We start from the raw sequence: 21696 nt of genomic DNA, 5'->3' as shown, positions 1-21696 counted from the left end.
GACGCCCATGCGGAAGATACTCGTCGTCGGAGCCGGTCAGTCCGGTCTCCAGCTCGCCCTCGGCCTCCAGTCGAACGGGTACGAGGTCACCCTGATGTCGAACCGGACGGCGGACGAGATCCGCACGGGCCGGGTCATGTCGACGCAGTGCATGTTCCACACGGCACTCCAGCACGAGCGCGACCTCCAGCTGAACTTCTGGGAGTCCCAGGCCCCGAGGATCGAGGGACTCGGCGTCTCGGTCGCCGCCCCCGGCTCCTTCGACCCGGGCCCCTCGCAGCGCGCGATCGACTGGGTCGGCAGGCTCGACGGCTACGCCCAGTCCGTCGACCAGCGGGTGAAGATGGCCGGCTGGATGGAGACCTTCGCCCAGCGCGGCGGCCAGCTGGTGATACACGGCGCCGCCGTCTCCGACCTGGACTACTTCTCCCGCACCTACGACCTCGTGCTGGTCTCCGCGGGCAAGGGCGAACTGGTGTCCATGTTCGGCCGGGACGCCTCCCGTTCCCCGTACGCGCAGCCGCAGCGGGCACTCGCCGTCGCCTATGTGCACGGCCTGGGCCCGCGCCCGGAGCACCCGGACTACGACGCCGTCCGCTGCAACCTGGTCCCGGGTGTCGGCGAACTGTTCGTGATGCCGACGCTCACCACCTCCGGCCGCGCCGACATCCTCTTCTGGGAGGGCGTACCCGGCGGTCCCGCCGACGTTTTCAACGGGATCAAGGACCCGGCCGAGCACCTCTCCCTGACGCTGGAGCTGATGGAGCGGTTCGTGCCGTGGGAGTACGCGCGCGCCACCAAGGTCGAACTGACCGACGCCAACGCGACGCTGTCCGGCCGTTACGCGCCCACCGTCCGCAACCCCGTCGGCCGCCTCCCCGGCGGCGGCCTGGTCCTCGGCGTCGCCGACGTCGTCGTGGCGAACGACCCGATCACCGGCCAGGGCTCCAACTCCGCCTCGAAGTGCGCGGCGGCATACCTCGCCTCCATCCTGGAGCACGGCGAGAAGGAGTTCGACGAGACCTGGATGCGCGCCACCTTCGACCGTTACTGGGACACGGCCCAGCACGTGACGAAGTGGACGAACGCCATGCTGGGCGTCCCGCCTGAGCACGTCCTCAAGCTGATCGGCGCGGGCACCCAACTCGAGCCGGTGGCTCACCGCTTCGCCAACGGGTTCGACAACCCGGCGGACTTCGAGAACTTCTTCTATGAACCGGAGAAGACGGAGGCGTACCTCGCGTCGGTCGCGGGGGCCTGAACCCAGCCCTGGTCGCGGGAGCCTGAACGTCTCCCCGGTCGTGGGCCCGATGCTCCTTCCGGTCCCGAGGCCCTCCCGGTCCCGGGGTCCGATCCCCCTCCTGGTGTGGGCCGAGTGTGCCCGGCCGTGCGGTTCCCGGCGCTCCTTCGTGGAGCGCCGGCGCCCGCGAGGGCAGGGGGAGTAACGATTCTTCACCACCCTGGTGCGAGGACACGCCGCTCCAGTTCTCGCACACATGCGGACAAGACGTGTGTTATTCATCCATGCACACATATAAGCGTCGTACCGTGCTGGGTGCCTCGATCGCGGCTGTCGGCTCAGGAGTCCTGGCAGGCTGCTCCGGCTCCGGCTCCGGCTCCGACTCGGGAACCGGTTCGCGCCCGGGGGCCGGGGCCGCGGGCAACGGGGGCGGCGGCTTCGTCCCCGGCGGGCCCGGCGGCTATGTGAACCCCTCCGATCCAGAGGTCCTCGCCAGCGAGCGCAGACGCGGCACCGGACCGGTCCGGGAGTTCCGGCTCACCGCCGCCGAGACCACCCTCGACCTGGGCGGACGCACCGTCAGGTCGTGGGCGTACGGCGACGCGCTGCCCGGCAAGGAGGTCCGGATCACCAAGGGCGACATCCTCGCCCTCACGGTCGCCAACCACCTGCCGACGGACACGACGCTCCACTCGCACGGGATCCGGATGCGCTGCGACATGGACGGCGTGCCGGGGCTGACCCAGAACTCCATCAGGCCCGGCGCGGACTTCACCTACCGCTTCGCCGTGGCGCACGCGGGCACCTACTGGCTGCACTCGCACAGCGGCATGCAGCTCGACCGCGGCCTGTACGCCCCCCTGATCGTCGAGGACCCCAGGGAGCCCCTGTCCTACGACAAGGAGTGGGTCGTCGTCCTGGACGACTGGGTCGACGGCGTGGGCGGCTCCACCCCGGACGGAGTCCTCTCCCAGCTGCGCGGGGGCAGGAGCGCGCCGATGGACATGGGGGAGGGCGGCGCGCACGGCGGGGCCGGCCACGGCGCCGCCGCCGGCCCGCAGTCCCCGGGCCACGGTCGCTCCACGGGTCCCTCACGCATGCTGCACGGCCCCCGCAGCCGCATCCTGCGCAGCGAGGGCGGCAACGTCGACTACCCGTACTACCTGGTCAACGGCCGTATCCCGCAGGCCCCTTCGGTCTTCCGGGCCAAGCCGGGGGACCGCATCCGGCTGCGGATCATCAACGCAGGCGGTGACACGGCCTTCCGGGTGGCGCTCGGCGGCCACCGGATGACGGTGACCCACACGGACGGCTACCCGGTCCAGCCCAAGGACACGGACGCGCTGCTGATCGGCATGGCCGAGCGCTACGACGTGCTGATCACCGCCAGGGACGGGGTGTTCCCGCTGGTCGCGCTCGCCGAGGGCAAGAAAGCCCAGGCCCTCGCGGTCCTGCGGACCTCCGGCGGTGCCATGCCCGGGCCCTCCGTGTACCCGCGCGAGCTCGACGGCATGGTGGTCCCGGCCCGCCGGATGCGGCCGCACGAGTCCGTGGAGCTCAACGACTCCTACCCGGACCGCCAGCTGCGCGTGAAACTGACCGGCGGCATGCGGAGGTTCGACTGGGCCTTCGACCACGAGCCGTACTCGCTCCAGCGCCGCCACCCGATCCACGAGGGCGAACGGGTCCGCCTGAGTCTCATCAACGCCACCCACATGTGGCACCCCCTGCACCTGCACGGCCACACCTTCGCCCTGACCGGCCTGGGGGCGCTCGGGGCGCGCAAGGACACGGCGGTGGTCCTGCCGCACCGCAAGATCGTCGTGGACTTCTACGCCGACAACCCGGGGCTGTGGATGCTCCACTGCCACAACCAGTACCACTCCGAGTCCGGCATGATGACCATCCTCGGCTACCGCAGGTGAGAGCGGCCCCGCCCTGCCGGACGAGGGGCCGCGCCCGTGCCGGGCGGAGGCCGCGTCCGTGCCGGGCGGGACGCGACGCCCGCGCCGGGCGCGACGACCGCCCTCAGCGGGCGTTCCCGTCCCGCACGTCGGTGGCCGCCGCGGCCGTCGCCGGCGGTGTGTACCGCCGGACGGGTTTCGCGGCCGGGTCGGGCCGTACGGCCCCCAGGACCGGGTTGGCGGCGATCGGTGAGACCTTGATCCTCGTCCCGGGCCGGGGTGCCTGCACCACCTTCCCGTCCCCCACGTACAGGGCGACGTGGGTGGCCTCCGGGAAGTAGACGACCAGGTCACCGGGGCGCAGCTCGGACAGCGGGATCCGCGGCAGCCGCGCCCACTGCTCCTGGCTGGTGCGCGGAATGGGCTGCCCGGCGTGGCCCCAGGCCTGCGAGGTGAGCCCCGAGCAGTCGTACGACTTCGGTCCCGCACCACCCCACTGGTACGGCTTGCCGAGCTGTCGCACGGCGTACTCCACCGCCTCCTGACCCTGCGGAGAGGGGGCCCGTACGCCGCTCAGCGCCCCGGACGTCACCAGTTTCCGCTGGGCCGTCTCGGTGCCCCGCTTCTCCAGCGCGTCGAGAGCGGAGAGCTGCCGCGCGGTGAGCGAGGCGAGCAGCTTCTCGACCTTCTTCAGCCGGTCCTGGACCTGGTCGCGCTCCTTGCGCTGCCGTGCTGCGAGGCTGAGCCGGTCGTCGAGGGCCTTGCGCGCCCGCCGGGCCAGCCCGGCGGCGTGCCGCTCGCTCCCGGCCAGCCGGTCCATGGTCCTGGCCCGCTCCCGGGACACCTGCCTGATCACCTGTCCCTCGTCCAGCGCGCGCTGGAGATCACGGGTGAGGAGCAGCCGTACGTACGAGGAGACCCCGCTGCTGCTCCGGTACTGCTGCCGGGCGAGCCGCCCGGCCGCGCCGCGGCTGTCGCGCAGGGAGAGGCGGGCCCTGACGAGTTTCCCGTCGAGCCTCGCGACCTCGGCCCGCTGTCTCCCGAGCTTCTCCGTCGTCGCGTTGTACGCCTCGGTGGCGCGCTCGGCGTCCCGGTACCGCTGCTGGAGGTCGGTCAGCAACCGTGCCGCGGACCGCGCCGCGGGGCCGGCCGCACCCGCGCCGGCCGCCGAGGACGCGGAGGGTCCGGGGCGCGCGGCGGATCCCGCGGACACGGGGGAGCCGGGGGAGCCGGGGGAGCCGGGGGAGCCGGCCTCCGCGCCGCTGGGCGCGGTCACGGAAGCGCCGGGGTCCGTGCCGTTCCCCGCGGTCACGGAGGGCCCGGGACGCGGGGCCGCTTCCGTGGACGCGGCGGGGCCGCCGTACGGGGCGGCCACGGCGGGGACGGGCGCGAGCAGCGCTCCGGTCACCACCGCCACCGTGCAGACCAGGCGCAGGACGCGTCCTGACACTTCTTCACCTCCCGTGCCGCGGTGGGAGGTCCACCCCGCACCGGAAGCATCCGGCGGCCGTGTCCCGGGCGCGCCCCCGGTGGGCGGTTCGGCCCAACGAGGTCACTCGTCGGCGTGGGACTCCGGCGTGGCGCCGCCGCTCCCGGCCCGCGGTCCGGACCAGGGCCACCTCGGACCGCCGCCCGCGCGGCCCCCGGGGTCGTAGGCGTACTTCCATCCCTGGTGCAGTCCCAGGCGCTTGCTGCGGCCCGACTGGACGCGGCGGTAGACGAGGACGGTCGGCGGGCCGCCGGCCGCGTCCGGCACCGGTACCCGGTACACCTTCGGCGGGTGTCCGGTCAGACCGAGCAGGACGGGCAGCACACGCCCGTCCAGCGGGCCTCCCTCGAAGGGGGTGTCTTGGCTCTTCACCGCACCAGTGTCACAAACGCGCCGCTCAAAGGAGGCGCGCGGCGTCACCGAGCAGGGGGACGACCCGGCGGGCCAGCGCTCCGACCGCGCCCTCCGGCGGCTCCAGGGCGAGCGCCGCGCGCAGGACGTCGGCGGTCTGCGGATCGCGCCCCGCGCTCGCGACCAGCATCGCCACGAACTGCTCCACCAGCCAGTCCCGCAGCTCGTCCAGCGGCGGTTCCTTGCCCCCGTCGAGCCAGCTGAGCGAGGCGCCCTCGACGGCGGTGATCCACATCCGTACGGTCATCCGCAGGCGCGGTCCCGCGTCCCGTACGGCGAGATGGTCGACGATGTGGTCGGCGGCGGCCCGCCGCACCCCGTCCACTATGGCGGTGGTCCGGGAGGTCTCGACGACGCTGCCGCCCTGCAGCAGCGCGCTGAAGCCCGCGTCGTGCTGGTCGACGAAGGCGAGATAGCGGTCCAGGGCCCGCGACAGCCGTTCGCTCAGCGGGCCCCGAGGCGGCTCCGCGAAGCAGTGCTCCAGCTCCTCCGCGGCGGAGCGCAGCGCGGCCTCGTACAACTGCTGCTTGCCGCCCGGGAAGTACCGGTAGACGAGGGGCCGCGACACCCCCGCGGCCTCCGCCACGTCGTCCAGCGAGACCTCCTCGGGTGCCCGGTGGGCGAAGAGGGACAGGGCCGCCTCGAGAAGCTGCGAGCGCCGTTCCTCGACACTCAGCCGGCGGTATGCGGGGGTGGGGGCCGCGGAGGTCATGTCGGCAGCGTAACCCGTGGGTTCACCCCCGCCGCCCCGCGCGCGCCCGCCCCGCGGGGCGGCGGCACGCGACCGTGATCGGCTGCCGTGGTCCGTGGTCCGTGGTCCGTGATCGGCCGTGGCCGTCCGCGGTTCGCGACCGCGGCCCGCGGGTCCGGTCCGGGTCCCGCGACGGGACGGGCGCTCCGGTCTCTCAGGCCAGCAGCCCCGACGACTTCCACAGCCGCCGTCCGACCCCCCGCAGCACGCCGATGTCGTCCAGGAAGTCGGTCAGACGTTTCGCCCCGGTCTGCATCACCTCGCTGCGGTGCCCGCTCGCCCGCACCTGTGCCACGGCCTCCCGCCGGTCCAGGCCGACGTTCGTGTAGACCTCGGGATTGACGAAGGCGACGGAGAAGACCCGGGCGAACTCGCCGGAGGTGACGCGGGTGAACTCCTGGGACCAGCGGGGCGCGGTCAGCATCTGGCGGCGCAGCTCCTCCCGCGCGTACCGCACATGGCGGGCCTCCTCGACGACGTGGATGCGGGTGACCCCGCGCACCAGGGTCTGGACCCGCTCGTCCGGGAAGGTCAGCCGCTGCATCCAGTCCAGGATCTCCTCGCCGAGCAGGGTGGCGGTGAACGAGCCGGGCGTGGTCGAGACGGTCTTGAAGAGCCGGCCGAGGTTCAGATGGGCCCGGCTGACCGGGTAGTGCGGGGTCCCGCCGCGCGAGATCAGCCGGGCGAACATCTTCGAGTGCCGGCACTCGTCCTCGATCTCGGTGAGCGCGTACCGCACGTGCGCGCTCGTGGCCGCCTTGTCGTAGATGTGACGCACCAGCAGCTGCATCAGGATGATCTCGAACCAGATCCCGAGGGAGGCGAGCGCCGCCGCCTCGTGCTGCGAGAGCAGGATCCGCTGCTCCTCGCCCATCCGCTTCCACAGCGGGGTGCCGTAGAGCGACACCAGCTCGGGCGGCCAGAACCACTTGCCCTCCTCGAAGGGCGCCTCCCAGTCCAGCTCCTCGTCCGGGTCGAAGGAGTGCTTGGCGGAAGAGTCGAGCAGCCGCTCGGCCACCTGTTCCCGGTCCTTGAGCAGGCCGAGCGCGTCGCGGAGCCCGTCGAGCTCGTCGCGTCCGTCTTCCGTCACCGTGGTCATGGCTGTTCCCACCTCGTCGTACGGGATCTTCAAGGGTTACCGGCGGTCACTTCTTATGAGACTGCCCGTCAGCAAGTGCGTCAATCCCTTGTGCGCGACTTGTTGACGACTCGTCTACCCCGTGTGAGCCTGCGAGGTATGCCGACGCACGAGCTCTACGCCAAGGACCCGGGAGACCCCCTCTGGCAGGTGCCGGCCTCGGGGGCGGCACGCTTCAGCTGGGAGTACGACGACGGTCGCGACCGGCTCCTCGCCCTCTACCAGAAGGGCAAGGACAGACAGTGGGACGGGCAGCGGCGCATCGACTGGGACATCGAGGTCGATCCGTACGATCCGCTCGGCACCCCCGACGAGGCGATGACCCTGTACGGGACACCGCACTGGGCGAAGATGACCGACCGGGACAAGGGCGAACTGCGCCGGCACTACAGCGCCTGGCAGTTCAGCCAGTTCCTGCACGGCGAGCAGGGCGCGATGGTCTGCGCGGCACGCATCGTGGAGTCCGTACCCGACCTCGACGCCAAGTTCTACTCGGCGACCCAGACCATGGACGAGGCCCGGCACGCGGAGATCTACGGGCGCTTCCTGCACGAGAAGATCGGGATGCTCTACCCGGTCGACGACAACCTGCAGTCCCTGCTCGGCGACACCCTCCGCGACTCCCGCTGGGACATGCCCTACCTCGGGATGCAGGTCCTGATCGAGGGACTGGCGCTCGCCGCCTTCGGCATGATCCGCGACACCACGGACAAGCCCCTGCCCCAGCAGATCCTGGCCTACGTGATGCAGGACGAGGCCCGCCATGTCGCGTTCGGCCGGATGGCGCTGCGCGACTACTACCGGCAGCTCTCCGACGCCGAACTGCGCGAACGCGAGGAGTTCGTCATCGAGGGCTGCTACCTGATGCGGGACCGGCTGCGCGGAGTCGAGGTGCTGGAGAACTTCGGCGTCCCCAGGGCCGAGGCCGAGCGATACAGCGAGCAGTCCGAATTCCTCCACCTCTTCCGCCGGTTGCTCTTCAGCCGGATCGTCCCCTGTGTCAAGGACATCGGCCTGTGGGGCGAACGCCTCCAGCGGGCCTACCTCGACATGGGCGTCTTCGAGATGGGTGACTCCAACCTCGATCTGCTGATGGCCCAGGACGAGGAGATCGCGGAGCGGCTGGACGCGCGACGGTTCGCGGCGGAGGAGAAGGAGCGGGTGGCCGAGGTCGAGGAGATGATCGAGTCGGGCACGGACTCCTGAGGGCGCCGTGCGCGAACGGGGGTGCGGGGCCCGCCGGTTCGCCGGACGCGGCCTCGGTGCGGTCCCGCGCCGACGGGGCCCGGGCGGTGGCCCGGAATGGCGCGGGAGCTCTTCGACGGTGAGGGCAGCCTCGGCAACGGACAGCGCGTCCGCGCCGACGACACCGTCCCGTTCGCCGTCTGGTGCGCCACCCCGCCACCCCGGCGACCTGGTCCCCGCCCTGTGGACCACCGCGGAGGGCTTCGGCGACGTCGACACGACCTGCGCCGTCGTGGGCGGGATCGTCGCCGCCCGCACGGGCGTCGACGCCGTGCCGGAGGAGTGGCTGAGCCGCCGGGAGGCGCTGCCCGGCGCCGCCTGAACGGCCCGGACGGCCCGGACGGCCCGGACGGCCCGGACGGCCCGGACGGCCCGCCGTACGGCCGGTGGGCCGACACGTCCGGGTGGCCCGGGAACCCGGTTCAGTTGTTCCAGCTCTCGTCGTACGGGTCGTGCGGGACCGGGACCGGCCTGGCCTCGGTGACGTCGAGGAACGGGATGACAACGCCGTTGACCGGGTCCTTGGTCCGCTTGCCCGAGTAGGTGCCGGTGACCCGCAGCCAGGCGTCGGGCTGGAGGACGGGCGGGATGTGCCCGGTCAGGCCGATCTTGACCGGCTGCGCGTCCGCGGCACAGCAGTTGAGGGCCATCCGCACCAGGTACGGGGTGCCGTCGTGGCCGAGGGCGACGAAGCCGGTGACCTCGACCCGGCGGTGTCCCAGGGTGCGGCCGTGACCGTACGCGGCGCGCCCCGCGTAGTCGACGACGCTGAGCGGCAGCGGGTCGGTGGCCGGCAGACGCGGATAGGCGAGCGGCGCCTGCAGCGCCGTACCGGTGTGCAGGGCGCTGTACGAGCCGAGCGCGGGCGGCGCGACCAGGATGAGGGCGAACAAGGGCAGGACCATGAGCCAGGAGACCCGGGGCTCCCGGTGCGCGTGCCCGTGTCCGTGTCCGTCCCCTTTTTCGGCTACATCGGCCATCTCGGGTTTCTCGGCGTGGCGCCCCGCGCCCCTCCCGTGTTCGTGCCCGTCCGTGCCCCGCGCGGAACGCCGGTCGTACCAGACCGTGGCCAGTGCCGCGAGGATCAGGACGACACCGGCGGCCAGCAGCAGGGGCCGCAGTCCGGCCTTGACGTAGCGCAGATAGAGATCGGTGAGGCCGGCGTGCAGCACCGCCGCTCCGACCAGGAACATGACCGCGGCCTGCGCCTGCCGGTTCACAGGAGCACCGTCCCGACGAGCACCGATCCGAGGACGGCCAGCACGAAGGTGGCGGGCGCGAACCGCAGGGCGAAGCCGCGGCCGAACGTGCCCGCCTGCATGGCGAAGAGCTTCAGGTCGATCATCGGTCCCACCACGAGGAAGGCCAGCCGCGCGGTCAGCGAGAACTGGGTCAGGGACGAGACGACGAACGCGTCGGCCTCGGAGCAGATGGACAGCAGCACCGCCAGCACGGCCAGGGCGAGGACGGCCACCACCGGGTTGCCGGCCGCGGCGTGCAGCCAGCTCGCCGGTACGACGGCCTTGAGCGTGGCCGCCGCCATCGCCCCGATGACGAGGAAGCCGCCCGCGTGCATCACGTCGTGCCGTACGGACCCCCAGAAAGCGGCCCCCTTGCCGAGCCCCTCGTGCGAGGGGCGGGCCGGCGGCCGCAGCCAGTCGGTACGGCCGAGCCGCTGCCACAGCCACCCCATCGAGCACGCCACCAGCAGACTCGCCACGAAACGGGCCACGACCATCCCGGGGTCGCGAGGGAACGCGACGGCGGTGGCCGTCAGCACGATCGGGTTGATCGCCGGGGCCGACAGCAGGAACGCCAGCGCCGCCGCCGGGGTCACCCCCCGGCGCACCAGCGCCCCGGCCACCGGCACCGACGCGCACTCGCAGCCCGGCAGCACCGCCCCGGCCATCCCGGCCACCGGTACGGCCAGCGCGGGCCGCTTCGGCAGCGCCCGGGCGAAGAACGCGGGCGGGACGAACACCGCGATGGCCGCCGACAGCAGCACCCCGAGGACGAGGAAGGGCAGCGCCTGGAGGACCACCGCGACGAACACGGTCATCCAGCTCTGCATCACGGGCGCGGACAGGGCGCCGCGGACCGGGCCCTGCGCCAGCACCAGGACGACCAGCACCATGACCAGGGCCAGCGGCGAGCTGAACTGCCAGCCCTGCCGGTCGCCGGCGCGCGGTCCTCCCGCCCCGGCCGGCGGTCCGGCCGCGTCCTCGGTCCGCGGTGCGTCCGGGTCGTGGTGGCCGGACCCGGGCGGGGCCGCTCTGGTGATGCTCACGGGCGAGGTACCTCCGGCAGGACAGGGCGGGGGCCTTGTGGTGGGGAGCCCTCCCCATCAGTACGCCGATCGCGGCCGGATGTCTCATTCCGGCCCGAACCGGCCTCCGCCACGGCCCTCCACGGTCCCGGCCCGCTCCCCGCGCCCCCTCAGAACTTGAGCACCGCCTTCATCACCGCCCTCGCGATCGGCGCCGCGTCGCCGCCCCCGCTGATGTCGCCGCGGTCCGCCGCCGCGTCCTCCACGACGACCGCGACCGCCACCGCGGGCTCCAGGGCGTCGTCCGCCTGGGCCCAGGAGACGAACCAGGCGTACGGCAGCCCCAGATTGTCGATGCCGTGCTGGGCGGTCCCGGTCTTGCCGCCGACGATCGCCCCCGGGATCGCCGCGTTCCCGCCGGTGCCGTCCGTCACCACGTCCGTCATCAGCCGGCGCATCCGCGCGGCCGTCGCCGGGCTCATCGCCTGACGGAGCGTGCGCGGCCCGGTCCGCGAAACGGTGGCGCCGTCCAGCCCCTTCCTCCGTTCCACCAGATAGGGCGCCTTGACGGACCCGCCGCCCGCCACCGCCGCCGCGACCATCGCCATCTGGAGCGGCGTGGCCCGGGTGTCGAACTGGCCGATCGAGGAGAGCGCCAGCTGCGAGTCGTCGAGGCGGGTGTCGAAGTTGCTGGGCGCGGCCAGGAACGGGATCCGCAGCCGCTTGTCGTTGAAGCCGAAGCCGGTCGCCGTGCGGGTCATGTCACGCAGCCCCACGTCCACGGCGAGCTTCGCGAAGACCGTGTTGCACGACCACTCGAAGGCGTACCGCAGCGACGCGTCCTCGCAGCCCTCGGTCTCGTTCGTCAGCCAGGTCCTGGTGCCGGGCAGCCGGTACGGGTCGGGGGAGTCGGTGAAGTCGTCGACGTCCGTCACCACACCGGCCTCCAGCGCCGCCGCGGCCGTCACCACCTTGAACGTCGACCCCGGCGGATAGGTCTGCCGGATCGCCCGGTTGAGCATCGGCTTGTCCGGCGCCGCGTTCAGCCGCCGCCACGCCTCCGTCACCGCCTCGCCCGTCCCCGACAGCAGTCCGGGGTCGTAGGAGGGCGTCGAGACCAGCGCCAGGATCCTGCCGGTGGACGGCTGGACGGCGGCGACCGCGCCCCGGCGCCGGCCGAGTCCGTCGAAGGCGGCCTGCTGCGCGGCCGGATCCAGGGTCGTGACGATCTGGCCGCCGGGGTTGCGGGCATGCGTGACGTCGTTCCACAGCGGGAGCGGGGAGAGCAGCGGATCGGTGCCCGAGAGAATGCCGTCCTCCGTGCTCTCCAGCGATGTCCTGCCGTACACCTGCGAGGCGAAGCCGGTCACGGGCGCGTACAGCGGACCGTCCGTGTAGGTGCGTTCGTAGCGGAGCTGCTCGCCGGTGTCCCGGGAGCCGGTGACGGGCCGGCCGCCGACCAGGATGTCCCCGCGCGGCTGCCCGTAACGGGCGATCGACTGACGGCGGTTGGCCGGGTTGTCGTCGTACGTCCCGCCCCGGACGACCTGGACACGGGCGGCGTTCACGAGGAGGGCGACGAGCAGCAGGGCACACAGGGCGGCGGCCCTGCGGATGTACTTGGTCATGGTGCGTCCTTCCGGCGGCTCACGGCGCGGCCGTCCCGTCGTACTGACTGCGGGCCGAGTCGCTGATCCGGATCAGCAGCGCGACGATGATCCAGTTGGTGACGACCGAGGAGCCGCCCTGGGCGAGGAACGGCATCGCCATCCCGGTCAGCGGGATCAGCCCGGTCACCCCGCCCGCGATCACGAAGACCTGGAGCGCCACGATCGAGGCGAGACCGATCGCGAGGAGCCGGCCGAAGGGGTCGCGCAGGGCGAGGCCGGCCCGGTAGCCGCGCTCCACGAGGAGCGCGTAGAGGAGGAAGATCGCCGAGAGCCCGGACAGGCCCAGCTCCTCGCCCGCCGTCGCGAGGATGAAGTCCGACTTGGCGGCGAAGCCGATCAGGATGGAGTGGCCGAGACCGAGACCGGTGCCGAGCACCCCTCCGGCGGCGAACGCGAAGAGGGACTGCGCGAGCTGGTTGGGTCCGAGCCCCGCGTCGATCGACGCGAAGGGGTGCAGCCAGTCCTGCACCCGCCCGTGGACGTGCGGTTCCATCCGGCCCACGGCCGTCGCGCCCGCACAGGCGAGCAGCAGGCCGACCGCGATCCAGCCGGTGCGGCCGGTGGCGATGTACAGCAGGATCACGAACAGGCCGAAGAACAGCAGCGACGTCCCCAGGTCCCGTTCCAGGACGAGCACCAGGACGCTCAGCAGCCACACGGTGACGATCGGGCCGACGACGCGGCCGGTGGGCAGCTGCAGCCGGATGAAGCCGAGGATCGGGCGGCCCGCGTGGGTGAGCGCGTTGCGGTTGGCCGCGAGGTAGCCGGCGAAGAAGACCGCGAGCAGCACCTTCGCGAACTCGCCCGGCTGGATGGAGAATCCGGCGATCCTGATCCAGATCCGGGCGCCGTTCACGGCGGGGAAGAGGATCGGCAGGAGCAGCAGCGCGAGCGCGGTGACGACCGAGACGTAGGTGTAGCGCTGCAGGACGCGGTGGTCGCGCAGGAAGAACACGACCACGATGAAGAGCGCGACACCGAGGGTCGACCAGATGAGCTGGATCGGGGCGGCCGGGTCGTCGGGCGTCTCCAGGTCGAGCCGGTAGATCAGCACCAGGCCGAGACCGTTGAGCAGGACGGCGATGGGCAGCAGCAGCGGATCGGCGTACGGCGCCCGCAGCCGCACCGCGAGGTGCGCGAGCAGCGCCAGCACGCCGAGCCCCGCGCCGTAACCGGCGGCACCGGGCGGGACGGTGCCGTGCCGCGCGAGCCCGACCGCGCAGTAGCCGTACACGGAGAGCAGCACGGCGACGACGATGAGGGTGAACTCGATGCCGCGGCGCCGGGCGAGGCGTGCGGCGGGGAGCGGCGGGGGCGGGTCCGCCACCGACGCCGTACCGGTGGGTCCCGCGGGTCCCGTAGGTCCCGCGGGTCCCGTGGTACCGGCCGTACCGGTTGGTCCGGCCGTTCCGCTCTTTCCGTCCGAACCGGGCATTCCGGGCTGGATCATGTCCGGAACGTAGCAAGTGGTACGGGCGATGTCCCGTCATGTGGTGACGAACGGTCCGATTCGGTGTACCGCACGCGGGTTCGTCGAGTCCGGGAGCGAGCTGAGGGGTCAGGAGCCGCTTCCCTTGTTCCCGTCCTGTTCCCCGTTCCCGTCCCGTTCCCCGCGCCCGTCCCGCGCCTCGGGCTCGTCCCGCGCCTCTGGCTCGTCCTCCTTCGCGTGCCCGTCCCGTGCCTCGGGGCCGATCCCGTCGGTCCTTTCCTCCGTGGCGCCCTGAGGGAGCGTCAAGGTGGCGAGCGCACCGCCGTCGGATGCGTTGGTGAAGACCAGGCGCGCGCCCAGCACCTCCGCCTGGCCGAGCGCGATCGTCAGACCGAGGCCGTGCCCTTTGGTGCCGCCCTCGGTGCGGAACCGCTGCGGGCCGTGCTCCAGCAGATAGTCCGGATAGCCGTCACCGTGGTCCCGCACGGTCACCACCGGGCCGTCGACGGTCAGCGCCACCGGCGCCCTGCCGTGCTTGTGCGCGTTGGCCACCAGATTCCCGAGCACCCGCTCCAGCCGGCGGCGGTCGGTCTCCACCCTGGTGTCGCGCAGGACGCGGACCTCGGTCCCGGTGCCGGAGGCCCACACCACCCGCCCGGCGAGCGGGCCCAGCGGTTCCGAGTCGAGTTCGAGCCGCTCCCGTCCGGCGTCCAGGCGGGAGATCTCCAGCAGGTCCTCGGTGAGCGTGCGCAGCGTGGCGACCCGGTCGCGCACCAGCTCGGTCGGGCGGCCCGGTGGCAGCAGCTCGGCCGCCGCGTGCAGTCCGGTGAGCGGGGTGCGCAGTTCGTGCGCCACGTCCGCGGTGAAGCGCTGCTCGCTCAGCAGCTTGCCCTGCAGCGAGGCCGCCATCGTGTCGAGCGCCCCGGCGACCGCGGCCACCTCGTCCTGGGGCCGCGGCGGGCGCTGCGCACGGGGGTCGGCGCCGGCGCGGGCGTCCTGGACGGCACGGGTGTCCTGGACGGTACGGGGATCGTTGACGCGCGCGTCCAGGTCGCCGGCGCTGATCCGCCGGGCCACCCGCGCGGTCGCGTGCAGCCGCCTGGTCACCCGGGTCACGGCGAACGCCCCCACCAGCAGCGTGGCGCCGATCGCCAGCGCCGAGGACCACACGATGGCCCGGTCCAGGGCGTCGATGGCGTGGGCTCCCTGCGCGTAGTCGAACTGCACGGCGAGCGCGCGCCCGCGGTCGGCGGGTCCCGCCGCCCACATGGTCGGGTGGGTGTCCCGGTCGCCGACCATCGTGCCGCGCACACCATCGGTGGCCAGTGCGCGCAGTGAGGCCGGGAGTCCCGGCAGGTCGACGCCCGCACCCGGCGGGAGCCGGTCGCCGTCCTCGTACGCCGTCGTCACCTCGGTCAGCCGGTCGAGCGCGCGGTCGCGGGCCTCGCCGACGGTCTGGTCGGTCACCGACACATGGACGAGGATGCCGAGCAGGGCGGCGAGACCGCAGCACATCACCGCGAGGAAGGCGGTCGCCTTCCAGGTCAGGGTGGCGGTCCAGTGGGGGACACGGCACAGGGCCCGCAGGGAGCGTACGGCGCGGGGGAGTGCGGCGGCGCGGAGGCGCCGGGCGGGTCGCGGGCGCCGCGGGGGGCGCGTCACGAGCCGCTCGCCGAAGGGGGCGCGGACGGGGACCGGGACGGGGCGGGCGGCGTGAACGGCGGCGCTGACGCGGACGGCGGCGGGACGGGCGCGGGGCCGGTGGTACCGCTGGGGGAGGGAGTGCCGGTCGGGGAGGCCGGGGAGGGAGTGGACACCCGGAGGATCTCGTCGCGGGTCGCCAGCATCGCGTTCTGATGCGGGTCCCAGGTCCACACCGTACGGAACTCGTAGCCCGGCAGTGTCGAGGGCGAACGGATGATCACCTGGCGCCCCGCGAGCTCCACGCTGACCACGCTGTCCGAGGTGCCCATGACCTGGACCAGCCGGTGGTCCAGGAAGGCGTACACGCGCACGGCGAGCTGGTTGCGGGGGAAGCGGATGCCGAGCACCATGTCGTCCTTCCGGTCGCCGGTGAGATCGCGGTAGTACGCCTTCAGGACCGGGCACTTCTCGCCGAGCGCGCCCTTCTTCCCGCAGTCCGCCAGCTGCCGGGCCGTCGCCGCGTGCGAGGCGTGCGCGCCGGAGTACTCGTCCGGGTGCGCGGCGACCTCGGCGCGCACCACGTCGAGCGGGTCCACCTCGTGGATGTCGTCGCCCGGCGCGGTGACGCCCTTGACGACCTCGGTGTCGGCCTCGCCGTAGTCGAGGGCGGGCGTCGACGCGGGCGGCAGCTCCGGCCAGAGCCTGGCGGGGCCGACGGCGGTGGGCGTCTCACCCGCGGCGCGCAGGGCGCCGGAGTCGCCACAGCCGGCCAGGACCGCCGCCAGCGCGAGGGCGAGGACGGCGGGTGCGTGGCGGCTGGGCCGAGTGGGGGTCACTGCTCTCCTGCGTACGGGCCGGCCTCGGTCCGGGGCGGGGGAGGGCCCGGTGCGGGAGGCCGGCGGGCAACCGGTGGAACCGACGCCTCCACCTTATTCGTACGGAAGTCCTTTTTGTCTGCGGGGAGACGGCCCGCCGGGGCACCGGCCGCGGCCGACCGGAGCGCTGGGCTCCGCTCTGCCGGTTCTCCCCGCTCGGCCCCGTCCGGCCCTACTCCGCCAGTTCCTCCAGGAGCCGGGCGGTGGGCAGCCCGGCCCGCAGGTACTCCTCGAACAACTCGTTGTGCAGGGCCCACGGCGAGCGGCGGCTCCGGATCAGCCGGATCGCCTCGTCGGCGCCGTATCCGGCGAGAACCAGCGCGTGCGCCACGACGAGCCCCGAGCGGTTGTACCCGTGGTAGCAGCGGACCAGGACCCGGCGCCCGTCCTCCAGCGCGTCGTCCGCGGCCCGCGCGAGACGGATCACGCCCGCCAGCTGCGTGCCGTCCAGGGGACCGTCCGGGATCGGCCACACATGGTGCTCGACGCCGGGGTCCGGACCGTGCCCCGGCATCCGCAGCAAGGTCAGGACCAGGTCGAACTCATCGTGCACGACGGCGAACTCCGGTTCCCCGGAGGGCCCCGCGAAGGCGTGCCCGCCCATCCACAGGCCGGGCACGATCTCGCTCCACGGATTCTGCGGAGCGGGTACATCGGGCTGCTCTCTGCGAGTCCGCAACGGCGCCTCCCACAACTCCCCCAACTCCTCACAAAGGTAACCGGGTTCTTGCCCCTGGAGCACCCCGCCTGTTCCCATGGTCGTGGGGTGATGGTGCATGAGCGGACTGCGGGTCGTACCGGCCTGGCGCCACGGACAGGAGCGTCTCTACGTGTGCCTGACCGACGGGAGGAACGTCGCCTGGTACGACCGTGACACGGCCCGGGTCAACCTGCTCAGCGAGGACCGCCGGGAGGACGTGCTCGACACGCTCGCACCCTTCCTCACCGGCCCGGTGACCGTGGGGCCGCCCCCGGTGCCCACCCCGGCGGAACTGGCCCGGCTCACCCTCCATCCGGACGACGACCTCGCGCCCAACCGGCCCGGCGAGGCACTGCTCGTCGACCTCGACCGCGACCCCGGGCCGGCCCACCGGCTGCGGCCCGACCCGCGCCGCCGCGCGCTCGCCGCCGAACAGGCCGTCGGTGACGCCCTCGACCGGCTGGAAGGGGCCGGCTGGCACACCGTGCACTCGGTCCCGCTGTCCGGCGCGGACCGTATCCACCACCTGTTCATCGGCCCCGGGGGCCTCTTCGCGATCCGTGCGCTGTACGCCCGTAAACAGCGGGTCCACGTCACCGATCCCATGGTCACGGTCGGCCGCCGCGAGTCCCGTCCCCTGCTCCGGCAGGTCCGCGCCGACGCCGACCGGGCCTCGTACGCCCTGACCGCCGAGGTCCGTCCCGTCCTGGCCCTGGCCGGTCCCGCGGGCCTGGACGTCCTCTCCCCGCTCCGTGAACTGCGCGTGCTCCAGGACACCGAACTGTCCTCCCTGGCCCGGCTGGGCGGGGTCCTGAAACCGGCGGACGTGGCGGCTCTGCACGCGATGGCCCGCGACCGGCACACCTGGCGGAAGGTGTGAGGACCCCCGCCGCGCGCCGTCCGCCGCCGGGGACCCCGGCCGGCCGGGCCGACCGCCGTCACATCCGTACGTGACGCTCGATGTCCTCCTCGAACTCGGTGAGCGCCTGCGCGGTGAGCGTCGGGCGGGTGTCGGCCACGGCCGCCAGATAGTCCTCGGTACCGGCGGGCGTGCCCCGCCGCTCGGCGATCTCGCGCTCGAACGCGGCCTGGGCACCCTTGCGGGCGGCGAACTCGATGTCGGCGGGGGTGAACATCTCACTGGCCGCGACCAGCCGGTGCAGCTCGACCCGGTCGGCGGCGGGCCCGAGATAGCGCCTCCAGATGGCCTCCCGGGCGGCCGGATCGGGTGGCCCGACCGGGATGACGTAGTCGAACCGCCCGGGCCGCAGGAACGCCTGGTCCAGCGAGCGCACGGAGTTGGTCGCGCAGATCAGCAGCCGTTCGTCGTGGTCGCGGAACCCCGGGATCAGTTTCAGCAGCTCGTTGGTGACACCGTGACCGGGAGCGGCGGCCGGCCCGGAGCGGGCGCCCGCGATCTCCTCGACCTCGTCGATGAACAGGACCACCGTCTCCAGCTCCGCCAGCTCGGCGAAGGTGTCCCGCAGCGACGCGGCGAGCCCGTCGGCGCCGGCCGCCAGCCGGGACGGGAAGAGCTCCACGAAGGGCCACTCCAGCCGGGAGGCGACCGCCTTGGCGAAACTGGTCTTCCCGGTGCCCGGGGGACCGAAGAGGATGACCGCCTTCGGCGGCGCCACCCCGTACCGGTCGGCCAGCGCGGGCTCGGCCAGCGGCAGCACGATCCGCCGCTCGATGGCGTCCTTCTCCCGTTCCATGCCGGCGAGCGCGCGCCAGAGCCCCTGCGGCTGCAGCCTCCCGCCGAGCTCCGCGAGCAGGCCCGCCTCGCCCGCGCCGAGATGCTCGACCTTCTCGTAGAGGACCAGCCCGGCGCGCGCCCGGTAGCCGGAGTTCTCCAGAGCCCTCGTCCCGGTGGCCCCCGGTGCGAGCAGCGCCCCGATCCGGCGTACGTCCTGGGTCCGCAGCCGCCGTTCGAGTTCGCCGATCAGGGCGCTGCCGATACCCCGGTCGCGCCACGCGGCGGAGAGCGCCACCAAGGTGATCCAGGCCCGTTCGCCGCGGGCCTGCGCCACCGCCATGCCCACCATGTCGTCCCCGGCCGCGGCGACCACCGCGGTGCCGTCGCCCCGGGCCGCGGCCATGACCTCGGAGACCGGGAACACGGCGACGGCGTCGTCCGCCTGCCGGTTCTGGTCCCACATCTGGATCGCCTGGTCGAGATCATCGTCGTGGAAGTCCCGCAGTCGCCACGTCGGCATCGTCGCCACCTCGCCGGCGGGCCGCCGCCACCCCGGGTGGCGCCCGGCCACCACCTTGCGCCGCCTTCGTCCCGTCGCGTGTGGCCCGGCCCCGTCCCGCCGTACCCGTACGTACTCCGGGCCCGCCGTCGTCCCCGGCCGCGCCCCGGGCCCCGTCCGTCGACCCGGTCCTGCCCATTGTCCGCGCGGGCGGGACGCGGGGCGACCTGGGTGGGGTGGGAGGCGACCTGCGATGCGGGGCGGGGTGGCCGGGGACGCGATGATCCGGGTGCCGGGTGGTTGGGGAGAAGGCGCGGCCCGTGAGCGACGCCCGCGGCAGGCGCCCGTATCCGTACCGCGCCCGCCGCTCACGTACTTCCGCTCACGGATCGTCCGCACCGCGCCCGCCGGTCAAGGGCCGGGGCGTTGCCCCCGCCCGCTGCCCAAGGGCCGTGGCCCACGACGTACCCGCTGTCCGCCGGTCGTCGCCGGAGACCGCCCGCTCAGGGCAGGACGTGCGCGCGGTCCGGGTCGAGGAGGGGGGCCAGCAGATCGCCGTACCGCTCCAGCCGCGGCGCGATGTCCTCGGCGCGGAAGACGAGCCGCTCCGGATCGGCGCAGCCGGCGACCTCGTCCCAGGTGACGGGGGTCGAGACGGTGGGTGTGGCCCGGGCGCGCAGCGTGTACGGGGTCGCCGTCGTCTTGCGTGCCGCGTTCTGACTGTGGTCGACGAAGACCTTCCCCGGCCGCAGGCTCTTGGTCATCCGGTGCGTGACGAGTCCCGGCAGGGCGCGCTCCGCCTCCACGGCGAGCTCCTTCGCGTACGCCCCGGCGTCCTCGGACGCCACCGGCACCAGTGCCGCCAGCAGATGCAGCCCCTTCGCGCCGGACGTCTTGGCGAACGCCGTGATCCCGTCCGCGGCCAGCCGCTCCCGCAGCCACAGCGCGACCCGGCAGCACTCGACCACCGTCGCGGGCGCGCCGGGATCGAGGTCGAGGACCAGCCGGTCCGCCTCACCGGGCCGGTCCGCCCGCCACTGCGGTGTGTGGAACTCGGTGACGAGGTTCGCAGCCCACATGAGCGAGGGGAGGTCCTGGACGAGGACCATCCGGGCGGGCCCCGCCGACCGGGGGACCTCGGCGGTCCCGACCCAGTCGGGTGTGCCGGGCGGCACGTTCTTGGTGAAGAAGACCTGGCCGTCCGGTCCGTCGGGATAGCGGAGGAAGGAGACGGGCCGGTCGCGCAGGTGCGCCAGCAGCGGGGCGGCGGCCGTCGCGCAGTAGTGCAGGACCTCGCCCTTGGTGAAGCCGGTCGCCGGGTAGACGACCTTCTCCAGACGGGTGAGCGTGAGCCGCCGGCCCTCCACCTCGGTGATCGGCGTCATGGGTCGAGCCTCGCACGGAACCGCGGGCGGGGCGCTCGTCGGCCCGTCTGCGGATGTGCTGTCGCGAACGCGCGTCTAGCCTTGCTTCCGACCGCACCTCTCGAAAACCGTGTCGGACCCCTCGCCCTTCGAATCCGTGTCAGGAAGGTGCTGCACGTGCGATCCATCTGGAACGGCGCCATCTCCTTCGGGCTGGTCAGCATCCCGATCAAGCTCGTGAACGCCACGGAGAGCCACTCGATCTCCTTCCGGCAGATCCACCTCGACGACGGGGGCCGCATCCGGTACCGGAAGGTCTGCGAACTGGAGGACCGCGAGGTCACCGGCGCCGAGATCGGCAAGGCGTACGAGGACGGCGACGGCTCGCTGATCCCGGTCACGGACGAGGACCTGGCCTCGCTGCCGATCCCGACCGCCCGGACGATCGAGATCGTGGCCTTCGTGCCGGCCGAGCGGATCGACCCGCTCCAGATGGACACGGCCTACTACCTGTCCGCGAACGGCGTCCCCGCCACCAAGCCGTACGTCCTGCTGCGCGAGGCCCTCAAGCGCAGCCGGAAGGTCGCCATCGCGAAGTTCGCGCTGCGCGGCCGGGAGCGGCTCGGGATGCTGCGGGTGGTGGACGACGTGATCGCGATGCACGGGCTGCTGTGGCCGGACGAGATCCGCGGTACGGACGAGGTGGCGCCGGACGCGGGCGTGACCGTCCGCGACCAGGAGCTCGACCTGGCGGACGCCCTGATGGACACCCTCGGCGAGGTCGACCTCGCGGACCTGCACGACGACTACCGGGACGCCGTGGAGGAACTGATCGCCGCCAAGGCCTCCGGCGAACGGGTGCCGGCCGCGCCCGCCGGGGAGAAACCGGGCGGCAAGGTCCTCGACCTGATGGCCGCCCTGGAGAAGAGCGTGCGCGCGGCCAAGGAGTCCCGGGGCGAGGGGACGGACGGGGCGACGGGCGCGGAGTCCGAGAACGCCGGGAGGGCCGAGGTCACCCCGCTTCCGGCGCGCGGACCGGCGCGTACGGCACCGAAGGCGGTCGGCGGGAAGAAGTCCACGTCGGCCACGAAGAGGACGGCGTCGGACACGACGAGGAAGACGACCGCCAGTACGGCGGCGAAGGCGACGAGGACCACGAAGGCGACGAAGACGACGAAGACGGCGGCGGCGAAGAGGGGCACGGGAAAGTCGCCCTCCGGGTCCACCGCGCGGACGACCGCGAAGTCGACGGCCCAGGGGACCGCCAAGAGCGCGGCGAAGAGGACGACCGCCAAGAAGGACACGGCGACGGCGAAGAAACAGGCCCCGCGCAAGCGCGCCTCGGCGTGAACGTACGTACCGGATCGCCCGTCAC

Annotated in this window: 18 protein-coding genes and 1 pseudogene; 6 read left to right on the top strand and 13 right to left on the bottom strand. The window is 73.2% G+C overall.

The genetic code is table 11. From position 1 onward, the window contains the following. Positions 1 to 7: 7 nt before the first annotated feature. Together OG776_RS15925 and OG776_RS15920 are read left to right on the top strand one after the other, a co-directional pair. Positions 8 to 1261, top strand: a complete 1254-nt coding sequence (locus tag OG776_RS15925) for a styrene monooxygenase/indole monooxygenase family protein (protein WP_148010442.1) — start codon at positions 8 to 10, stop codon at positions 1259 to 1261. A gap of 263 nt (positions 1262 to 1524) precedes the next feature. Then, complete coding sequence (locus tag OG776_RS15920) at positions 1525 to 3165, top strand: multicopper oxidase family protein (RefSeq protein WP_329321268.1); 1641 nt, start codon at positions 1525 to 1527, stop codon at positions 3163 to 3165. A gap of 103 nt (positions 3166 to 3268) precedes the next feature. Here OG776_RS15920 and OG776_RS15915 read toward each other — a convergent pair whose 3' ends face one another. The 4 genes from OG776_RS15915 to OG776_RS15900 form a co-directional block, all read right to left on the bottom strand. Next, entirely contained in the window at positions 3269 to 4594 is a 1326-nt protein-coding gene (locus OG776_RS15915) for a C40 family peptidase (protein WP_329321266.1), read from the bottom strand. A 102-nt stretch (positions 4595 to 4696) separates the two neighbouring features. Further along, positions 4697 to 5005, bottom strand: a complete 309-nt coding sequence (locus OG776_RS15910; protein ID WP_148010444.1) for a hypothetical protein — start codon at positions 5003 to 5005, stop codon at positions 4697 to 4699. A 25-nt stretch (positions 5006 to 5030) separates the two neighbouring features. Further along, positions 5031 to 5756 (bottom strand): TetR/AcrR family transcriptional regulator, encoded by a 726-nt coding sequence (locus OG776_RS15905; protein WP_148010445.1) that lies wholly within the window; start codon positions 5754 to 5756, stop codon positions 5031 to 5033. A gap of 193 nt (positions 5757 to 5949) precedes the next feature. Then, positions 5950 to 6894 carry an AurF N-oxygenase family protein gene (locus tag OG776_RS15900; protein ID WP_148010446.1) on the bottom strand — a complete coding sequence of 315 codons (945 nt, stop codon included), beginning with the start codon at positions 6892 to 6894 and terminating at the stop codon, positions 5950 to 5952. 138 nt (positions 6895 to 7032) lie between these two features. On the opposite strand from OG776_RS15900, the gene OG776_RS15895 reads away from it, so the two are divergent. Together OG776_RS15895 and OG776_RS15890 are read left to right on the top strand one after the other, a co-directional pair. Continuing rightward, the gene (locus OG776_RS15895) at positions 7033 to 8139 is read left to right on the top strand and encodes a ferritin-like domain-containing protein (protein ID WP_148010447.1); all 1107 of its coding nucleotides are present in this window, start codon (positions 7033 to 7035) and stop codon (positions 8137 to 8139) included. Between the two features lie 129 nt (positions 8140 to 8268). Next, a pseudogene (locus OG776_RS15890) lies at positions 8269 to 8500 on the top strand (ADP-ribosylglycohydrolase family protein); the annotation flags it as partial. Positions 8501 to 8600: 100 nt separating this feature from the next. On the opposite strand, the gene OG776_RS15885 reads toward OG776_RS15890, so the two are convergent. The 7 genes from OG776_RS15885 to OG776_RS15855 all read right to left on the bottom strand — a co-directional run bounded on the left by OG776_RS15885 (position 8601) and on the right by OG776_RS15855 (position 16741). After that, positions 8601 to 9398 carry a TIGR03943 family putative permease subunit gene (locus OG776_RS15885; RefSeq protein ID WP_329321263.1) on the bottom strand — a complete coding sequence of 266 codons (798 nt, stop codon included), beginning with the start codon at positions 9396 to 9398 and terminating at the stop codon, positions 8601 to 8603. After that, the gene (locus OG776_RS15880; protein ID WP_261994640.1) at positions 9395 to 10465 is read right to left on the bottom strand and encodes a permease; all 1071 of its coding nucleotides are present in this window, start codon (positions 10463 to 10465) and stop codon (positions 9395 to 9397) included. The genes OG776_RS15885 and OG776_RS15880 overlap by 4 nt, the downstream gene beginning before the upstream one ends. Positions 10466 to 10614: 149 nt before the next feature. Beyond that, positions 10615 to 12072, bottom strand: coding sequence for a penicillin-binding transpeptidase domain-containing protein (locus OG776_RS15875; protein WP_148010448.1), 1458 nt, complete (start codon positions 12070 to 12072; stop codon positions 10615 to 10617). Positions 12073 to 12091: 19 nt separating this feature from the next. Beyond that, positions 12092 to 13564 carry an FtsW/RodA/SpoVE family cell cycle protein gene (locus tag OG776_RS15870; protein ID WP_329321261.1) on the bottom strand — a complete coding sequence of 491 codons (1473 nt, stop codon included), beginning with the start codon at positions 13562 to 13564 and terminating at the stop codon, positions 12092 to 12094. 108 nt (positions 13565 to 13672) lie between these two features. Continuing rightward, positions 13673 to 15058, bottom strand: a complete 1386-nt coding sequence (locus tag OG776_RS15865) for an ATP-binding protein (protein ID WP_187285694.1) — start codon at positions 15056 to 15058, stop codon at positions 13673 to 13675. 143 nt (positions 15059 to 15201) lie between these two features. Next, a complete protein-coding gene (locus OG776_RS15860; RefSeq protein WP_329321259.1) occupies positions 15202 to 16023 on the bottom strand; it encodes a hypothetical protein in 822 nt (273 codons plus the stop codon). Positions 16024 to 16234: 211 nt separating this feature from the next. After that, the gene (locus tag OG776_RS15855) at positions 16235 to 16741 is read right to left on the bottom strand and encodes a protein-tyrosine phosphatase family protein (protein ID WP_148009840.1); all 507 of its coding nucleotides are present in this window, start codon (positions 16739 to 16741) and stop codon (positions 16235 to 16237) included. Positions 16742 to 16838: 97 nt separating this feature from the next. On the opposite strand from OG776_RS15855, the gene OG776_RS15850 reads away from it, so the two are divergent. Beyond that, positions 16839 to 17642 carry an NERD domain-containing protein gene (locus OG776_RS15850; RefSeq protein WP_329321257.1) on the top strand — a complete coding sequence of 268 codons (804 nt, stop codon included), beginning with the start codon at positions 16839 to 16841 and terminating at the stop codon, positions 17640 to 17642. A 58-nt stretch (positions 17643 to 17700) separates the two neighbouring features. On the opposite strand, the gene OG776_RS15845 is transcribed toward OG776_RS15850, so the two are convergent. Next, positions 17701 to 18978 (bottom strand): ATP-binding protein, encoded by a 1278-nt coding sequence (locus OG776_RS15845; RefSeq protein ID WP_148009842.1) that lies wholly within the window; start codon positions 18976 to 18978, stop codon positions 17701 to 17703. A 482-nt stretch (positions 18979 to 19460) separates the two neighbouring features. Beyond that, positions 19461 to 20342: a non-homologous end-joining DNA ligase gene (ligD, locus tag OG776_RS15840; protein WP_329321254.1), complete on the bottom strand. Its 882-nt coding sequence runs from the start codon at positions 20340 to 20342 to the stop codon at positions 19461 to 19463. Positions 20343 to 20498: 156 nt separating this feature from the next. On the opposite strand from ligD, the gene ku reads away from it, so the two are divergent. Further along, on the top strand, positions 20499 to 21671 hold the full coding sequence (ku, locus tag OG776_RS15835; RefSeq protein WP_443077269.1) for a non-homologous end joining protein Ku: 1173 nt from the start codon (positions 20499 to 20501) through the stop codon (positions 21669 to 21671). Positions 21672 to 21696 lie beyond the last annotated feature (25 nt).

It is taken from the genome of Streptomyces sp. NBC_01689 (assembly GCF_036250675.1).
Lineage (GTDB): Bacteria > Actinomycetota > Actinomycetes > Streptomycetales > Streptomycetaceae > Streptomyces.
Note: the sequence above shows the minus strand (reverse complement) of the source record. Positions and strands in the feature narration are given on the sequence as shown.

Bases quoted from the DNA above. Each gene is read 5' to 3' on its own strand.
- OG776_RS15925 (WP_148010442.1), top strand. From the start codon at position 8: ATGCGGAAGATACTCGTCGTCGGAGCCGGTCAGTCCGGTCTCCAGCTC.
- OG776_RS15920 (WP_329321268.1), top strand. From the start codon at position 1,525: ATGCACACATATAAGCGTCGTACCGTGCTGGGTGCCTCGATCGCGGCT.
- OG776_RS15905 (WP_148010445.1), bottom strand. From the start codon at position 5,756: ATGACCTCCGCGGCCCCCACCCCCGCATACCGCCGGCTGAGTGTCGAG.
- OG776_RS15900 (WP_148010446.1), bottom strand. From the start codon at position 6,894: ATGACCACGGTGACGGAAGACGGACGCGACGAGCTCGACGGGCTCCGC.
- OG776_RS15895 (WP_148010447.1), top strand. From the start codon at position 7,033: ATGCCGACGCACGAGCTCTACGCCAAGGACCCGGGAGACCCCCTCTGG.
- OG776_RS15875 (WP_148010448.1), bottom strand. From the start codon at position 12,072: ATGACCAAGTACATCCGCAGGGCCGCCGCCCTGTGTGCCCTGCTGCTC.
- OG776_RS15870 (WP_329321261.1), bottom strand. From the start codon at position 13,564: ATGATCCAGCCCGGAATGCCCGGTTCGGACGGAAAGAGCGGAACGGCC.
- OG776_RS15865 (WP_187285694.1), bottom strand. From the start codon at position 15,058: ATGTGCTGCGGTCTCGCCGCCCTGCTCGGCATCCTCGTCCATGTGTCG.
- OG776_RS15850 (WP_329321257.1), top strand. From the start codon at position 16,839: ATGAGCGGACTGCGGGTCGTACCGGCCTGGCGCCACGGACAGGAGCGT.
- OG776_RS15845 (WP_148009842.1), bottom strand. From the start codon at position 18,978: ATGCCGACGTGGCGACTGCGGGACTTCCACGACGATGATCTCGACCAG.
- ligD (WP_329321254.1), bottom strand. From the start codon at position 20,342: ATGACGCCGATCACCGAGGTGGAGGGCCGGCGGCTCACGCTCACCCGT.